The organism is Bradyrhizobium sp. 154, from assembly GCF_023073875.1.
GTDB lineage: Bacteria > Pseudomonadota > Alphaproteobacteria > Rhizobiales > Xanthobacteraceae > Bradyrhizobium.
Window position 1 is genome coordinate 344,311 of record NZ_JADPKG010000101.1, and the last position, 14,618, is coordinate 358,928.

A 14,618-nucleotide genomic window follows, 5' to 3' on the forward strand; every position below is an offset into this window, starting at 1 on the left:
GTCCCTCCCCTCATTTTCTTTGTTCGCTCGCCAGCCTAACGTCGCGATCGGCAAGAACAAGATGTTTACGAAGCATTAGCCATGTTCGACTGGGTCCGGAACGCATGCCTGAGGCCTCCGTTTTCACTCCAAGGAGTGTGCCATGGGAAAACTCGCGACCATCGACGTCGCCTTGGACGAGATGCTGGTGAATCTCGCCGCGATCGTGTTGCGACTTTCAACGCCCGAAATGACGCGAACGCCGGAAGCGCGACGCGCACTGGCGCAATCTGTCCATCAATATGCGGTTTGCGCGAGACGCTCGAGCGACCCGCGTGTTCACGAATTGAAGTCCCAGCTGGAAGGGACACTGAAGCCGAGCTTGCGGATTGTCGCGATCGACGGCGTGAAGTTGCCTTCGTTTTAACCCGTCATTGCGAAGAGCTCTTGCAACGAAGCTATCCAGAGTTTCTCCGCGGGTTTACTCTGGATTGCTTCGCTGCGCTCGCAATGACGAGGTCGTTAGATCTGTCAGTCTGCGTGGGTCTACGACGTCTTTGCCTTCCCGCGTGTCCGCCGCTTACAGGTGCCCGGCAGCTTCGCGGCCAGGAAATCGCCAAGGGCCTCGACACGTGCGGGACGCGGGCCACCGGGCGGCGTCACCAGGTGCACGGCGCCTTCGGCCTGCTTCCAGTCCTTGAGGATCACTTCGACCTGACCTGAGGAGATCGCCTCGCCGACGATGAACTCGGGCAACTCGGCGATACCGAGGCCCGCGATCAGCGCCGGCATCACCGCTTCACCATTGTTGACGCGGAGCTGGCCGCCCGGGCGCACGCTGGCCTGCTCACCGGCCGAATTGGTGTAGTGCCAGGCATTCGGCGTCGAGAGATAGGCGTAGCTGAAGCATTTGTGCTCGGCCAGATGCATCGGATGCGTCGGACGGCCATATTGCTTGAGGTAAGACGGCGCCGCCACGGTATAGCGCGGCATGGTGAAGAGCTGCCGTGCGATCAGCGAGGAATCCGGCAGCCGCGCGATCCGTACCGCCATGTCAAAGCCTTCCCCGATCAGGTCGACGGTCGCATCGCTCAAATGCAGGTCGACCGAGACTTCCGGATAGGCCTGAAAGAATTCCGGCAGCAGCGGCGCCACGGCCTTGATGCCGAATGTCATGGGCACAGCGAGCCGGACCAGGCCGCGCGGCGCCACCGATTGCGCCAGCGCTTCGTTCTCCGCGGCTTCGCCATCGGCCAGCAGGCGCGTCGCGCGTTCGGCGAGCTTGTGGCCGGCATCGGTCAACGCGAGCCGGCGGGAGGTACGGTTGAACAGCCGGGCGCCGAGCCGCTCCTCCAGCCGGGTGACCGCCTTGGAGACCGTCGCCTTCGACATCGCGAGCTCGCTTGCGGCCCCCGCAAACGACCGCAATTCCACGACTTTTGCGAAAACCGCGAGCGCCTCGAAATCGGGGAGTTTTGCCATGTGAAGTCCGTCGTTAGTTTATTTAATGAAACAATGAGTTTCAACAGTTTCTATTTCTATACCACAGGCGGAGGCTTATCCAAGCGTCAATCGCAATTCCAGCAATGGAGACATCCAATGACCAAGAAGCTCTCAGGCAAGGTTGCTCTCGTCACCGGCGGCTCGCGCGGCATCGGCGCGGCGTCGGCCCGCGCGCTCGCAGATGAAGGCGCGGACGTCGCCATCAGCTACGTCGCCTCGCCCGAAAAGGCGGAGGCCGTCGTTGCCGATTTGAAAGCCAAGGGCGTCAAGGCACGCGCCTTCAAGGCCGATCAGGCTTCGGCCAGTGACGTGACGCAGCTGGTCAAAGACGTGGCCAAGGAGTTCGGCCATCTCGACATCCTCGTCAACAATGCCGGCGTCGCCGCGGGCGGAGCGATCGACGATGCCAATGCCGACACCGAAGCGTTCGCCCGCCAGGATCTGATCAACGTGCATGGCGTGATCGCGGCTATCCGCGCCGCCTCGCAATTGATGAATGAGGGCGGCCGCATCATTACCGTCGGCTCGATGCTGGCCGACCGCGCCTCGTTCCCCGGACTCGCCGACTACGTCGCCACCAAGGCGGCCGTGGTCGGCTACACCAAGGGTGCGGCGCGCGATCTCGGCCCACGCGGCATCACCGTGAACGTGGTGCAGCCGGGCTCGATCGACACCGACATGAATCCGAAGGACGGCGGCGAGTTCGCCGAGACCCAGCGCAAGCAGCACGCGCTCCAGCGCTTCGGCCGCCCCGAGGAAGTTGCAGCCGGCGTCGTCTTCCTCGCAAGCCCCGAAGCCTCCTTCGTCACCGGAACGGTGCTCAATGTCGACGGCGGATTCGGGGCCTGATTCAGGCGCCGTCCGTTCAAGTCAAGGAATTACGCAAATGATCGAACTCAGACCTTTCGCAAAGCTCGGCGGCGCCGATCACGGCTGGCTCAAGGCCAAGCATCATTTCTCCTTCGCCAGCCACTACGACCCGAACAACATGGCTCACGGCGCCCTGCGGGTGTGGAACGACGACGAGATCGCGCCGAACACCGGCTTTCCCGCTCACCCCCACGCCAACATGGAAATCATCACCTATGTGCGCGAGGGCGCGATCACCCATCAGGACAGCCTCGGCAACGAGGGACGCACCGAGGCCGGCGACGTGCAGGTGATGAGCGCCGGCAGCGGCATCCGCCACTCCGAGTACAATCTCGAGCCGACCAGAACGCGGATCTTCCAGATCTGGATCGAGCCGACCGCACGCGGCGGTCAGCCGACCTGGGGCTCGAAACCATTCCCCAAGGCGGACCGTTCCGGCAAGCTCGTCACCATCGCGAGCGGCTTCGAGGACGACACCGACGCGCTGCCGATCCGCGCCGATGCGCGGGTGCTCGCCACCACGCTGAGGCCGGCGAGAGCGCAGAATACACGCCGCAGAAGTCACGGCACCTCTACCTGGTGCCGGCTGCGGGCGCGGTCGAGGTCAATGGCGTTCGCGTCGAAGCCCGCGATGGCGCCGCAATCCGCGACGAGGACAGGCTGAAGATCACCGCTCTGGAAGATACGGAGCTCGTGCTCGTCGATGCGGCGTAGGCGCCCCCACCACACAGCAACTCGTCATGCCCGGCCTTGAGCCGGGCATCCATCGCCTTCGTAAAGAGCTTTTTGAAAAGCGATGGGCTGCCGGGTCAAGCCCGGCAACGACGGCGAACAAGCAACTCACCTCGTCATCCAACGGAGACCACCCATGACCAAAGTTCTCGTCCTCTATTATTCCGCCTATGGTCACATCGAGGCGATGGCGAATGCCGTTGCCGAAGGCGCGCGCGAGGCCGGCGCCACCGTCGACATCAAGCGCGTGCCGGAGCTGGTGCCGGCGGAGGTCGCGAAAGCCTCGCACTACAAGCTCGATCAGGCCGCCCCCCTCGCCAAGATCGAAGATCTCGCCAATTACGACGCGATCATCGTCGGTACCGGCACCCGGTTCGGCCGGATGGCCTCGCAGATGGCCAACTTCCTCGACCAGGCCGGCGGGCTGTGGGCCAAGGGCGCGCTCCACGGCAAGGTCGGCGGCGCGTTCACGTCGAGCGCGACCCAGCATGGCGGCCAGGAAACGACCCTGTTCTCGATCATCACCAACCTGCTGCATTTCGGCATGATCGTCGTCGGCATGAACTACGGCTTCGCCGGACAGATGAAGCTGGACGAGGTCACGGGTGGCGCGCCCTACGGCGCCACCACCATCACCGGCGGCGATGGCAGCCGCCAGCCCAGCGCCAACGAGCTCGCCGGCGCACGCTATCAGGGCCGCCAGATCGCGGAGACCGCCAGGAAACTACATGGCTGAGCTGCACGGCTGACGCGATCGCGGGCGGCATTTCTCGTTCGGGAATGCCGCTTCAGCGCGTCCCCTTGCCCATCGCCCGCGCCGCAAGCGCGGCGAGCCTCGGGTGACGGCGCAGCCCCTGCGCGGCGTGGTCGCGCCATGCATAGGGCAGGCCCCGCCAGGACAGTGCGACGCTGACATCGGTCAGCGGGACCCTCTGAGCGCCGAAGCGGCGCTTATAGTCCTGATTGCCGATGCTGAGATCGAAGCAGCGCACGCCCCCTGCATGCAGTGCGGCCATGGTGCGCTCGGCGACGAGCAGCCCGGGCGAGCAGCTCGACCATGAATCACCGGCGTGGCTGATGCGCAGCAGGTAGTAAGTCGCATCCTGCCTGACGCCGAGCGAGGTGGCGACGACGCCCTCGTCGCAGACCAGCGCCGAGACGACGGCATAGCCTTCCACGACGCCCTGGCGGGCGACCTCGCGGTAAAATCGCGCATGGGTCTCGTCGTTGAGGATAAATGGCGAGCCGAGCTTTCGCATGCGCGCCTGCTGCTGAACATCCATGACATCCAGCAGTTCATGCGCGCGAGCGATATCCGCAGCGATCTCGAACCGCGCGCCGGCATGACGGCTGAAGACGCGCCAGCAGCGCGGCATCTGCATGCGCTTGATCGAGGCCTGGTAAGCCTCATAGTCGTCGCCCATCAGCACCAGATTGCCGTTGAGCGAGGAGGATCCGATCCGGCCGAGCGAGACCAGCGGGTTCGGCTTGCCGCCGATTTGGGCCGGCATCTTCCTCAGGCGCAGCAGATCGAAGCCATCGGGCAAGGCGCGTAGTGCATCGATCAACGCCTTGCTGATGGCATCTGGCGCATCCGCGTCAAGCGACAGGATCGGCGCATTGTTATCGGAGACGCCGAGATCGGCAAATTCGACCACGCGGATGCCGCGCCTGGTATGGCTGATCATCGGCACAAGAGCGATGTCCTTGCCGGTCGCGGCATCGGAGATCACGGCGATCAGCGGTGTGAGGTCGTGGAACGCCTCGTACCAGGCGCCGAGCCAGTAACCGTGCTGGAACGCGGTGCGATGGCTTGCATTCAGGCGCAATGCGGCCCGCCGCCAGTCGCGTATGAAATCGACCGCGATTCCCGACGTGCTCGACACCCGGCCTTCTGATTGCTCGACGCTGAGGAACGTCATCCGCGGGACATAGGATTACTGAAGTTTCCGGATAGATTATGTTTTGCCGCGGAGGACAAGTAACGTCGCCTCTTATCGTTAAGCGATGCCACTTAAAGCCGCCCCGCTGCGACAGGTGTCAGTGCTCAGGTTCCACCTGCCCTGCGCACTGGAACCGGGCCAGGAAGTGCAGGCCGGCCACTGCGACAGCGAAGATGAACCAGATCGGACTCTGTCGGTCGAGCAGGAAGGTCTCGGTGGCTCCGTAATAAAGGCCGAACAGCCATACCGTCAGGAACAGCTTTGCCAGCGCGCGACTGCGGTTATGCGCCTGGGCCGACTGAAAATTGCCGAGCGGTGCGAGCACGAAGACGAGGATCACCAGCAGCAGCCCCGACAGGCCGATGGTGACGGCGAGGTCGAGATAGCTGTTGTGGCTGTGCGCCGCGCTCGTCGCCCATTCCGCGCCTTGCGTGGTCTGCCGCTCGGTCAAATCATCCCAGAAGGCTGCATAGCCGTGGCCGATGATCGGCTTCTCGGCGACGGCTGCGAGCGCGAATTCCCAGATGGCGGAGCGCCCGGTGAAAGTGGGGTCGAGCGGAAGCAGCCGCGTCATGGCGCCGAGCGACGGACTCAAGACGCTGCCCACCGTCAGCAGGTTCATCGCGATCAGCGGCACGAAACAGATGATCCGCTTCAGCCAGAGGCTGCGCGTGACGTAGACCAGCGACGCCAGCGCGTAGATCGCAAGGCACAGCACCGAGGACGTCTTGCCGCCGGTGAAGATCAGGAAGATGCCGGCAAGCACCGCGATCGCCGGCCCCATCACGAACGCGCCGGCACTGCAAAGGTAGATGCCGACATAGACCAGGATGGTCATCACCGGCGAGGCGACGTTCTTGTGGCCGAAACTGCCGCGCCAGTCACCGGCAAGCTGCGGCTCGGTGATGTCGAACGCGGTGTGAATCGAATATTGCGGCGCGAGGAAGACGCCGAGATAGCAGAGCACGAGCAGCGCGAGCGCGGCACCGCCGAGGCACAGGTTGAAGCTGCGCTGCGTCGGCGGCAACAGCGGCAGGAGCACGGCGAGCGACGTCACGCTCGCCGCGAGCACGAAGCGCTGAAACGAAACGCCGCGGCTCTCGGAGAAGGCGATGTTGATCAAGAGCCAACCGACGAGACAGAGATGCAACGGGGTCACCAGGGACTTCAGCGCTGGCGCATCGGTCACGGCGGCGAACAGCACGGCGACCACGGCCAAGAGGCCGAAGGCGATGTAGGTCAGCGCCATTCGCCCGCTGACGACAGTAGCGAAATTCTCACTCCGCAGGTCCGGAAACGGATCGAGCGTCACCAGGATCAACAGCAAGGCCGCGACGGCGACGAGACAGCGCGCTGCCCGCACCGCGTTCAGCCCTGCGAGCCCGCCGCGCAGGACGTGGCCCAACGATCGGGCCTCGACGTCAGTCATGTCAGCGGCGCTGCGATCCAAGCTGCGATCCATAGCTCAAGGCAGGTGAGGCCGGGAAGCTTCAGGTTCTAGCTCACCGCCGTTAACCATCCGTCAACCAGCATGTCGAAGACGACAGGCATATTCTGTGCGGCAGCGCTGCCGCACTCTAGATTTGCCGCAGGCTCAATGTCACCGGCTTAACGTTATTCCACGAATCCGGCGCCGCGCAGGCGCTCGCGGCAGCGACTTGCCCATAATGCGGGTATCATCCGCAGCAGCCGAGATTTCGATTGCTGGCATTGCCGGCTCGGCAGACGCGCCCTGGTTAACGGATCATTAAAGACGAGTCGCAGCTTGATCACCGCCGACGAGGTTCTCGAATTAACGGCTGCCTCACGCGTGATGCCGGCGGCGCGCCTGCCGTTGCCGGTGAATCCGGGCGCGTCGGTATCCGTCGTCATTCCCGCCAAGAACGCTTCGGCCTATATCGGCGAAACCATCGCCAGCGCGCTGGCGCAACGCGATGTCGCCGAAATCATCGTCGTAGACGACGGCTCGACCGACGACACGATTGCGATCGTCCGCGCCATGCGTGATCCACGGCTCCGCATGATACAAAACGCCTCCGCGGGCGTGTCAGCGGCGCGCAATCTTGGCGCGCGGCAGGCGGTCGGCGATTGGCTGCTCTTCCTCGATGCCGACGACCGCCTGCGGCCCGATGGCGTGGCGGCCCTGCTGGCGGCAGCGCGCGGCGCTCCGCGCGCGGTTCTCGTCTATGGCGACTACAACACGATCGACAGCGAGGGACGGCAGATCGGCCGGCGCGATCTGCTGAAGGGACGCCGCAAGCCGTCCGGCGACGTGCTGACGCGGCTCGCAGCCGGCAACTTCATCGTCAATGGCGGCATCGTGCTCACCCGTGCGGAGGCTTTTCGCGCTGTGGGCGGCTTCGACGTCTCCCTCAGATATTGCGAGGATTGGCATTGCTGGTGCCGACTTGCCGCGATCGGCGAGTTCGAATTCGCGCCAAAGCTCCTGCTCGACTATCGCCTGCACACGGCGAACACGATGAATGCCGCGGTGCGGACGCCGCAGGATTTCTTCCCGGCGGTCGCGCGAGTCTTCGACGACGGGCTGATCCTGGCGAGACTGCCCGAAGGCACGGCCGGCGCGCTGCGCCGGGCCGCCGAGATTCATCTCGTCACCTATTCGGCGATGCAGGCGGTTCGCTTCGGCAGATATCGCGACGCCGTCGCCTATCTCGCCATGGTCGGCCGGCGCTCGCTCAAATCGCTGCCGCGCTCCGCGCTCCGGGTCGTCCTCGCCCGTTTTGGCATCTAGCTCCGCTACCAGGGCGTCAGGACACGATCTTCGAGGCTTCATAGGGCTTCGGCTCGATGCCGAATGCCGCAAGCACGGAGCCGAGCGCGACCATCACGGGATGCATCGCGACGACTGTCTTCGACGATGTCAGCAGACCGGCCGCACGCACTAGCGACAGCGGCAACCGGCCAACCATCTGCGCAAACACCAGCATCCGCGCCGCTGCGCTCTGCGCAGCCTTGGACTGCACGCGATAATTGATCGCACCGATGCGCAAGCCTCGCTTCGCGATCCAGCCGAGGCTGGTGCGGCTTTGCGGCACGGTCTCGGTGATGACCGCCTCCGCCGTCCAGTGGAATGTCATGCCGGCATCGCGGCACCGCACGAAGAAATCGCAGTCGCCGCCGCCGAGGAAATTGAAGCGCAGGTCGAAGGCCGGACGCTCGAACCGCTCGAATACCGCACGCGTGATCAGACAATTGCCGCAGCCATAGATCAGCGGCACCGCGCCGCTGTAATCATAGGCGGGACAGAAAGCGGGATGACGTGACAGCCAGGGCTGGCTGTCGTCGTCGAAGACCGGCAACACCGGCCCGCCGACCACGTCGGCGCCGGTCGCCTCCGCGGTGCGCACCATCAACTCGAGCCAATCGGGCGAGGCGATCTCGTCGTCGTCGATCATCAGGAAGCGGGTCGCGGCGGGAAATATGGCCTGCGCCGTCTCGAACGCGGCGTTGATCGCCTGGCAATTGCCCTGCCGCTTCTCGACGAGGCAGATGCCCTGGAGCCTCCCGTCGGCGAGATATTCCGCGGCGACCGGCGCGCTCTCGCGCAGCGCGGCATCGTTCTCGACCATGACGACCGCAAAGGAGCGAGGTGTGCGCTGGCTGGCCAGCGAGTCCAACGTCAGCCGCAGATGCTGCGGGCGGCGGAAGCAGGGAATGCAGACGACGATGCCGACCGACAGGTCGATGACGCTGGAGCTCGCCGCGATCTCGCGGTTGGGATCGCACACGAGGTCCGAGAAGCGCGTGGCGGACAAGTCTGTCGGGATCAGTGTCATGACGTCCTAGATGTCCGAGATATGTTGAAAAAGCCCTGCTTCGATCGCGCGGATCGGCCGCGTCCCGCGACGGCACATCGCGGCGGGACAGATGCGTCCCAAAATGAACGGCCGGCGAGCGGAAAATCCTCGCGCACGCTGGCGATCTCCAGCCATCTTGGCACAAACACCATGCAGTTAACCGCCTTCGCACGCTTCCGCAGCGAAACCTCGCACCCGTGTTAGTGCAACTCGCGGTCCAATGCGCCGACAACACCTCAACACGAACAATGCCGTAGTTAACGCCTATGCGCATTAACCCGACCGTAAGCACTGCGATCAGTGAGATGGCGCGGCATCAGATTTGCTCTTCGGCCAAGCGAGTTTTTTCCTGTAAATTTGAATAGAACAAGTGCGGTCAGAAAATCATGAACAAGCCAGCGACGATCGAGTTCGCGACAGCCACGGCGATCAACGTCTCCGCGGCCACTCCCCCCACCCAGGCGCTGCACGATCTGATCCCTGGCGAAGCCCGCGACAGCCTGCTCGCGATTCATGACGTGCTGCGCCGCGAACTGCCGCAGGGCCGGCTCGCCATCTATGAAGCCGGCGGTGGCTCGTGCAGCGTTCTGCCGCCGGACTTGCCAAGCCGCAGTCACATCACCGTCGTCGACATCGACGAGGATCAGGTCCGCAACAATACCTACGCGGACGTGGCGATCCTCGGTGACGTCCAGACCTACCGTTTTGGGCAAGAGACTTTCGATCTCGTCATCTGTTACAACGTGATCGAACATCTTCCCGACGTCGAAGCTGCACTGCTGAATTTCCGCGATGCGCTCAAGCGCGGCGGAATGATCCTGATCGGCGCCCCCAACCCGCGCTCGCTGTCCGGCGTGGTCACCAAATACTCGCCGCATTGGTTCCACGTCTGGTTCTACCGGAATATCCGCGGCATCAAGGATGCCGGCCTGCCGGGCGAGCCGCCGTTCCCGACGTTCTTCCATCCGCTGGTGACATTGCCGAGGCTCGAAGCATTTGCGGCCGCCAACGGTCTCGAGATGATCTATCGTCGTGAAGTCGAGAGCCCGCGCTATCCCGAGATGCGCCGGCGCAAGCCTTTGTTTGCGGCCCTGGCCGACGCTGGGGCCACGGTGCTGAACGCCGTGCTGCCGCGCGGCACCGACGTCCGCCGCGGCGATTATCACGTCATCCTGCGAAAGAGCTGACGCCATGCGCGCGCAGCGGATCGCACAACAAGCGAAGCTTCGCGGCCACGCTGCGCGCGGTAACGAACCGTTAATCTCTGAGCGACCTCAGCGTCGCCGCGACGCACCGAAGAACGACATGCGCTTAAACGCTTTGTTTGCCATTTCGGTGAATAGTCCCTCAATGAGTATGGTTAATTTTTCCTGTTGCGTTGATTGGGCACCTATATCCCGGGTGCGTGGCGTGAAACGAAGAGTAACCCCTCAGCCCGCGGCAGTTGGAATGAAAGCTGGGGATCATGCTTGACTATAACCAGCCGATTGAGCGGGCCAGACCGGAGGCCCCGCGAGGAAAGCCTCAGGCCGGCTTCAGCGTGCTGGAGCTCGCCAATCTGCTCTGGCGGCGAAAGGTCGCGATTGCCGCGGCCGCCCTGCTCGGCGCGACGCTTGCGGTCACCATCGGCAAGAGCCTGACGCCGCGCTACACCGCCACCGCACAGCTCTATGTCGACCCGCGCGAGCTTCAGCTCGTCGATCGCGAGCTGACGCCGCGCGCCCAGGACGTCTCCGGCATGTCCATGGTGGTGGAGAGCCAGGCGCGCCTGATCACCTCCAATAGCGTGCTGCTCCAGGTCATCCAGCAAGCCGGCCTCGACAAGGATCCGGAATTCGGCGGCGGCGAGGGCACGAGCCTGATGTCATCGCTGCTCGGCCTGATCGGCCTTCAGCCCCGCGCGCCCTCCGCTGCGGAAAAGAAGGAAGTGCAGCTCGCGGCGCTCGACGCGCTGAACCGGCACATCACGGTCCGCAAGACCGAGAAGAGCTTCATCGTCGACATCGAGGTCTGGTCGACGGACCCCGCGAAAGCGGCAATGCTCGCCAACACGCTGACCAATGCCTATCTTGCGGAATCCCGCAACTCGCAGGCCTCGGCCGCACGGCGCGCCACCAATGATCTCTCCGGCCGCCTGAAGGAGCTGCGCGAGCGGCTGCGCAACGCCGAGACCGCGCTTGCCACCTACAAGGCCCAGAACAATTTCGTCGGCACCCAGGACACGCTGATCAGCGACCAGCAGCTCTCCGCCAGCAACCAGCGGCTGGCCGCGGCCCGCGCGGCGACGATGGATGCGCAGGCGCGGCTCGACCAGATCGAGGCGAGCCGGCGCACGGCGGCGGATGCGGGCGCAATCCCCGAGGCGCTGCAATCGCCGACGATTGCGAACCTGCGCGCGCAATATGCGGACGCCCGCAAGAAGTATGCGGAACAAGCCGGCGAGCTCGGCCCGCGCCACCCGGCGCTGCGCCAGACCGAGAAGCAGGTCGAGGATCTCAAGCGCACCATCAACGAGGAAATCGATCGCTTCGCCCAGTCCGCCAAGAACGACCTGACGCGTGCCCGCGACTTCGAAGCCTCGCTCAACCGGGCGCTGGAAGCGCAGAAGCGGCAGAGTGTCCAGCTCAGCCAGGCCGCAGTCCGCCTGCGCGAGCTCGAGCGCGAGGCCGACGCCAGCCGCGACGTCTATCAATCCTTCCTCAAGCGTTCCCGCGAGACCGAGGAGCAGGAGAGCCTGAACACCTCAGCAGCCCGCGTCATCGGCGAAGCGACGGTGCCGCAGCGGCGCTCGTTCCCGCCGGCGATGAGCCTGTTTGCCATGATCGGCTTCATCTTCGGTGCGGTCGCGGCGTCGAGCTGGTTCGCTGCGGCCGAGCTCATGTTCGCTGGTGCGAGCGCGCCGGCGCCAACACCTGCCCGTCCACAGCGCACGCCGGCGCCGGATGCGACGCGAGCTCCGCAGCGCGCGCGGGCACCAGAGGTCTCGGAGGCCTGGCCGCCCCCGCAGGTCTCAGGTGCTCCGGAAGTAGAGCAAGCTCCGCCGGAACTTGCCGCACCTCCGTTACAGCCTTCGATCGTCGAGAAGCCCCTGATCGAGAAGCCGCTGATCGCACGCCTCCAGGAGGCCGACGTCATTCATACGCTCGGCGCCATTCTCGCCACCGGCGGCAGCGTCGATCTCACCCGGCTGGGCTGGCCGACCCTGCGCCCCGGCTTTCCCCTCACCACGCTGCTCAATGCCTGGCGCGACATGCGCGCTGCCGTGGCCCGGCGCGCCGGCGGCATGGCGATGCCGGTCATCGCGCTCGTCGGGACCGGCGAGACCACCGGGCGTAGCGTGGCCGCATTGAATTTCGCACTGGCCGCCGCGCGCGACGGCACCCGCGTGCTGATGATCGATGCCGATCATCAGGCGCGTTCGCTCTCGAACAAGGTCGATCGTCGCGGCAAGAACGAGCCGAGCAGGCTCGGCTGGCTCTCGATTGGCAGCAAGGACGCCCGCGAGATCAAGACGGTCAACGGCATCTCGGTGCTGCCGGCCGCAGAGGGCGACGCCGGCAAGGCGGCCGACGCCATCCGCAAGGCGATTACACAGGCGCGAGCCGCGGGTGGCTATGATCTCGTGATCCTCGACGGCCCCGCGGTGCCGCTCTCGGCCGGCGGCCGCAAGCTGCTGGACGACACCGACGCGCTGGTGGCGGTGCTGCCGACCAGCCTCGACATCAACGACAGCCTGGAAGAGATCTTGACCACACTCGGCCGCGCCGAGCGCAAGCTCGTCGGCGTCGTGCTCGACGAGCTCACTCCCGCAGCCCAAACGCGCCAGCGAGGCCGGCAATATGCTTGAGCGTCGCGTCAATTTCGAGGGACGGACGGCAACTGCCGACGTGCCGCGGATCACCGTCGGCGGCCTTCGCATGGCCGCGATCGACCTGGAAGCGACCGCCGATTTCATGATCGAGGCGACCGATCCTGACAATCGCATCGGCCGTCCGCTGTTCCTGACTTCGGCCAATGGCGAGGTGCTGGCGCGCTGCTCGACCGAGCCGCAGACCGAGCGCCTGTTCCGCATCGCCGACCTGATCAACGCCGATGGCCAGCCGCTGGTCGCGGCTTCGAAGCTACAATCTTGGTTTCCGCTGCCGGAGCGCGTCGCAACCACGGACCTGTTCCATGTCGTCGCGCGCAAGGCGGAAGCGCTCGGCCGCACCTTCTACATGCTCGGCGCCAGCGAGGCCGAGAACATCGCAGCGGTCGAGAACGTTCAGAAGATGTATCCGAACCTCAAGATCGTCGGCCGCAGCCATGGCTATCTGCGCGGCGAAGCGTTGCGCGCGAAGGTCCAGGAAATCAACGCGCTTGCGCCGGATTATCTCTGGGTTGCGCTCGGCGTGCCCAACGAGCAGGCATTCGTGGAGGAATTCACGCCGCATCTCACCAATGTTGGCGTTATCAAGACATCCGGCGGCCTCTTCAACTTTTTGTCGGGCAGCCGTTCCCGCGCGCCGCAATGGATGCAGAAGATCGGGCTCGAGTGGGCCTGGCGCACTTGGCTCGAGCCACGCCGCCTGTTCTGGCGCTATTTGACCACCAACCCCCGCGCGCTCTATCTTCTCTTCAGCCGTAACCGACCCGTCCGTTAAGGGAAGAGCTGAACACGACATGACCGACCGACCGACCGTCCTCGTCACCGGGGGCGCGGGCTATATTGGCTCGCATGCCTGCCGCGCACTGACCGCCGCCGGCTATCAGCCCGTCGTTTATGACAATCTCTCGACGGGCCATCGCAGTTTCGTGACTGGCCCGCTGGTGACGGGCGATCTGCTCGACGGCACAGCACTGGCGCGCGCCTTCGCCGATCACAAGATCACGGCAGTGATGCATTTCGCGGCGGCGAGCCTCGTCGGGGAGTCCATGACCGACCCGCAGAAATATTACATCAACAACGTGCAAGGCACGCTGTCGCTGTTGCAGGCGATGCGTAACGCGAACTGCCATCGCATCGTGTTCTCCTCGACCGGCGCCGTCTATGGCAACGCCGATTCCAAGGAACTGCCGGAAGACTTTCCCTGCGTGCCAATCAACCCCTACGGCGCATCGAAATGGATGATCGAGCGCATGCTCGCCGATTACCGCGCGGCCTATGGCTTCGGCGCGTTCTGCCTGCGCTATTTCAACGCCAGCGGCGCCGACCCAGCCGGCGGCATCGGAGAACTGCGCGACAACGAAACCCATCTCATTCCGCGCGCCATGATGGCGCTTCAGGGTCATGTCGACTTCGCAGTGTTCGGCGACGACTACGGCACGCCCGACGGCACCGCGATCCGCGACTACATCCATGTCACCGATCTCGCCGCGGCGCATGTGGCGGCACTGAAGCTTCTGGAAGAAGGGCATGCCGGCGGCAGCTTCAATCTCGGCACCGGCTCCGGCTTTTCCGTGCGCGAGATCCTCAACGCCATCAGGCAGGAGACCGGACGCGAGGTGCCACACACCGTCAAGCCGCGCCGCGCCGGCGATCCCACTTATCTGGTCGCGGATCCCTCTGCCGCGAAGAAGGTGCTGAACTTCATGCCGCGTCACTCCGACCTGTCTACGATCATCCGCACCGCCTGGGCCTGGCACCAGAAGGCGCATCCCTTCAGGTCGCGTTAGGTAACCGTCCTGCACCTTGCCGGCAGGGCCCTTCAGCGGCTAAAGAGAATGAAGAGACTATGACAACCGGCGTCGACCGCTTTTCCGGCCGCCGCATGTTTCAGGCCTGGCCGCCGAT

Annotated in this window: 12 protein-coding genes and 1 pseudogene; 9 read left to right on the forward strand and 4 right to left on the reverse strand. The window is 64.7% G+C overall.

All coding sequences use genetic code 11. From position 1 onward, the window contains the following. Window positions 1-142 precede the first annotated feature (142 nt). Window positions 143-406 carry a hypothetical protein gene (locus IVA92_RS24395; protein ID WP_247277630.1) on the forward strand — a complete coding sequence of 88 codons (264 nt, stop codon included), beginning with the start codon at window positions 143-145 and terminating at the stop codon, window positions 404-406. A gap of 119 nt (window positions 407-525) precedes the next feature. Here IVA92_RS24395 and IVA92_RS24400 read toward each other — a convergent pair whose 3' ends face one another. After that, window positions 526-1,461, reverse strand: a complete 936-nt coding sequence (locus tag IVA92_RS24400; RefSeq protein WP_247277631.1) for a LysR family transcriptional regulator — start codon at window positions 1,459-1,461, stop codon at window positions 526-528. Window positions 1,462-1,578: 117 nt separating this feature from the next. On the opposite strand from IVA92_RS24400, the gene IVA92_RS24405 reads away from it, so the two are divergent. The 3 genes and pseudogenes from IVA92_RS24405 (at window position 1,579) to wrbA (ending at window position 3,820) form a co-directional block, all read left to right on the forward strand. Further along, window positions 1,579-2,331 (forward strand): SDR family oxidoreductase, encoded by a 753-nt coding sequence (locus IVA92_RS24405; RefSeq protein ID WP_247277632.1) that lies wholly within the window; start codon window positions 1,579-1,581, stop codon window positions 2,329-2,331. A 37-nt stretch (window positions 2,332-2,368) separates the two neighbouring features. Continuing rightward, window positions 2,369-3,066 (forward strand): annotated as a pseudogene (locus IVA92_RS24410) (pirin family protein). 154 nt (window positions 3,067-3,220) lie between these two features. Continuing rightward, entirely contained in the window at window positions 3,221-3,820 is a 600-nt protein-coding gene (wrbA, locus tag IVA92_RS24415) for an NAD(P)H:quinone oxidoreductase (RefSeq protein WP_247277633.1), read from the forward strand. Window positions 3,821-3,872: 52 nt separating this feature from the next. Here wrbA and IVA92_RS24420 read toward each other — a convergent pair whose 3' ends face one another. Continuing rightward, a complete protein-coding gene (locus IVA92_RS24420) occupies window positions 3,873-5,006 on the reverse strand; it encodes a GNAT family N-acetyltransferase (protein WP_247277634.1) in 1,134 nt (377 codons plus the stop codon). Window positions 5,007-5,124: 118 nt separating this feature from the next. Beyond that, window positions 5,125-6,477 carry an O-antigen ligase gene (locus IVA92_RS24425; protein WP_247277635.1) on the reverse strand — a complete coding sequence of 451 codons (1,353 nt, stop codon included), beginning with the start codon at window positions 6,475-6,477 and terminating at the stop codon, window positions 5,125-5,127. Window positions 6,478-6,792: 315 nt separating this feature from the next. On the opposite strand from IVA92_RS24425, the gene IVA92_RS24430 reads away from it, so the two are divergent. Continuing rightward, a complete protein-coding gene (locus IVA92_RS24430; RefSeq protein ID WP_247277636.1) occupies window positions 6,793-7,779 on the forward strand; it encodes a glycosyltransferase in 987 nt (328 codons plus the stop codon). A gap of 16 nt (window positions 7,780-7,795) precedes the next feature. Here the strand turns inward: IVA92_RS24430 and IVA92_RS24435 are convergent, their stop codons facing one another. Next, window positions 7,796-8,824, reverse strand: a complete 1,029-nt coding sequence (locus IVA92_RS24435) for a glycosyltransferase family 2 protein (protein WP_247277637.1) — start codon at window positions 8,822-8,824, stop codon at window positions 7,796-7,798. 407 nt (window positions 8,825-9,231) lie between these two features. On the opposite strand from IVA92_RS24435, the gene IVA92_RS24440 reads away from it, so the two are divergent. The 4 genes from IVA92_RS24440 (at window position 9,232) to galE (ending at window position 14,500) form a co-directional block, all read left to right on the forward strand. Then, complete coding sequence (locus IVA92_RS24440) at window positions 9,232-10,032, forward strand: methyltransferase (protein ID WP_247277638.1); 801 nt, start codon at window positions 9,232-9,234, stop codon at window positions 10,030-10,032. A 278-nt stretch (window positions 10,033-10,310) separates the two neighbouring features. Then, window positions 10,311-12,692 (forward strand): Wzz/FepE/Etk N-terminal domain-containing protein, encoded by a 2,382-nt coding sequence (locus IVA92_RS24445; RefSeq protein ID WP_247277639.1) that lies wholly within the window; start codon window positions 10,311-10,313, stop codon window positions 12,690-12,692. Then, window positions 12,685-13,488, forward strand: a complete 804-nt coding sequence (locus tag IVA92_RS24450) for a WecB/TagA/CpsF family glycosyltransferase (RefSeq protein WP_247277640.1) — start codon at window positions 12,685-12,687, stop codon at window positions 13,486-13,488. The genes IVA92_RS24445 and IVA92_RS24450 overlap by 8 nt, the downstream gene beginning before the upstream one ends. A gap of 19 nt (window positions 13,489-13,507) precedes the next feature. Then, the gene (gene galE, locus IVA92_RS24455; RefSeq protein ID WP_247277641.1) at window positions 13,508-14,500 is read left to right on the forward strand and encodes a UDP-glucose 4-epimerase GalE; all 993 of its coding nucleotides are present in this window, start codon (window positions 13,508-13,510) and stop codon (window positions 14,498-14,500) included. Window positions 14,501-14,618 lie beyond the last annotated feature (118 nt).

What these genes read in the sequence shown, in the direction of transcription:
- IVA92_RS24405 (WP_247277632.1), top strand. Translation starts at nt 1,579, where the DNA reads ATGACCAAGAAGCTCTCAGGCAAGGTTGCTCTCGTCACCGGCGGCTCG.
- IVA92_RS24400 (WP_247277631.1), bottom strand. Translation starts at nt 1,461, where the DNA reads ATGGCAAAACTCCCCGATTTCGAGGCGCTCGCGGTTTTCGCAAAAGTC.
- IVA92_RS24450 (WP_247277640.1), top strand. Translation starts at nt 12,685, where the DNA reads ATGCTTGAGCGTCGCGTCAATTTCGAGGGACGGACGGCAACTGCCGAC.
- IVA92_RS24420 (WP_247277634.1), bottom strand. Translation starts at nt 5,006, where the DNA reads ATGACGTTCCTCAGCGTCGAGCAATCAGAAGGCCGGGTGTCGAGCACG.
- IVA92_RS24395 (WP_247277630.1), top strand. Translation starts at nt 143, where the DNA reads ATGGGAAAACTCGCGACCATCGACGTCGCCTTGGACGAGATGCTGGTG.
- galE (WP_247277641.1), top strand. Translation starts at nt 13,508, where the DNA reads ATGACCGACCGACCGACCGTCCTCGTCACCGGGGGCGCGGGCTATATT.
- IVA92_RS24435 (WP_247277637.1), bottom strand. Translation starts at nt 8,824, where the DNA reads ATGACACTGATCCCGACAGACTTGTCCGCCACGCGCTTCTCGGACCTC.
- IVA92_RS24440 (WP_247277638.1), top strand. Translation starts at nt 9,232, where the DNA reads ATGAACAAGCCAGCGACGATCGAGTTCGCGACAGCCACGGCGATCAAC.
- wrbA (WP_247277633.1), top strand. Translation starts at nt 3,221, where the DNA reads ATGACCAAAGTTCTCGTCCTCTATTATTCCGCCTATGGTCACATCGAG.
- IVA92_RS24445 (WP_247277639.1), top strand. Translation starts at nt 10,311, where the DNA reads ATGCTTGACTATAACCAGCCGATTGAGCGGGCCAGACCGGAGGCCCCG.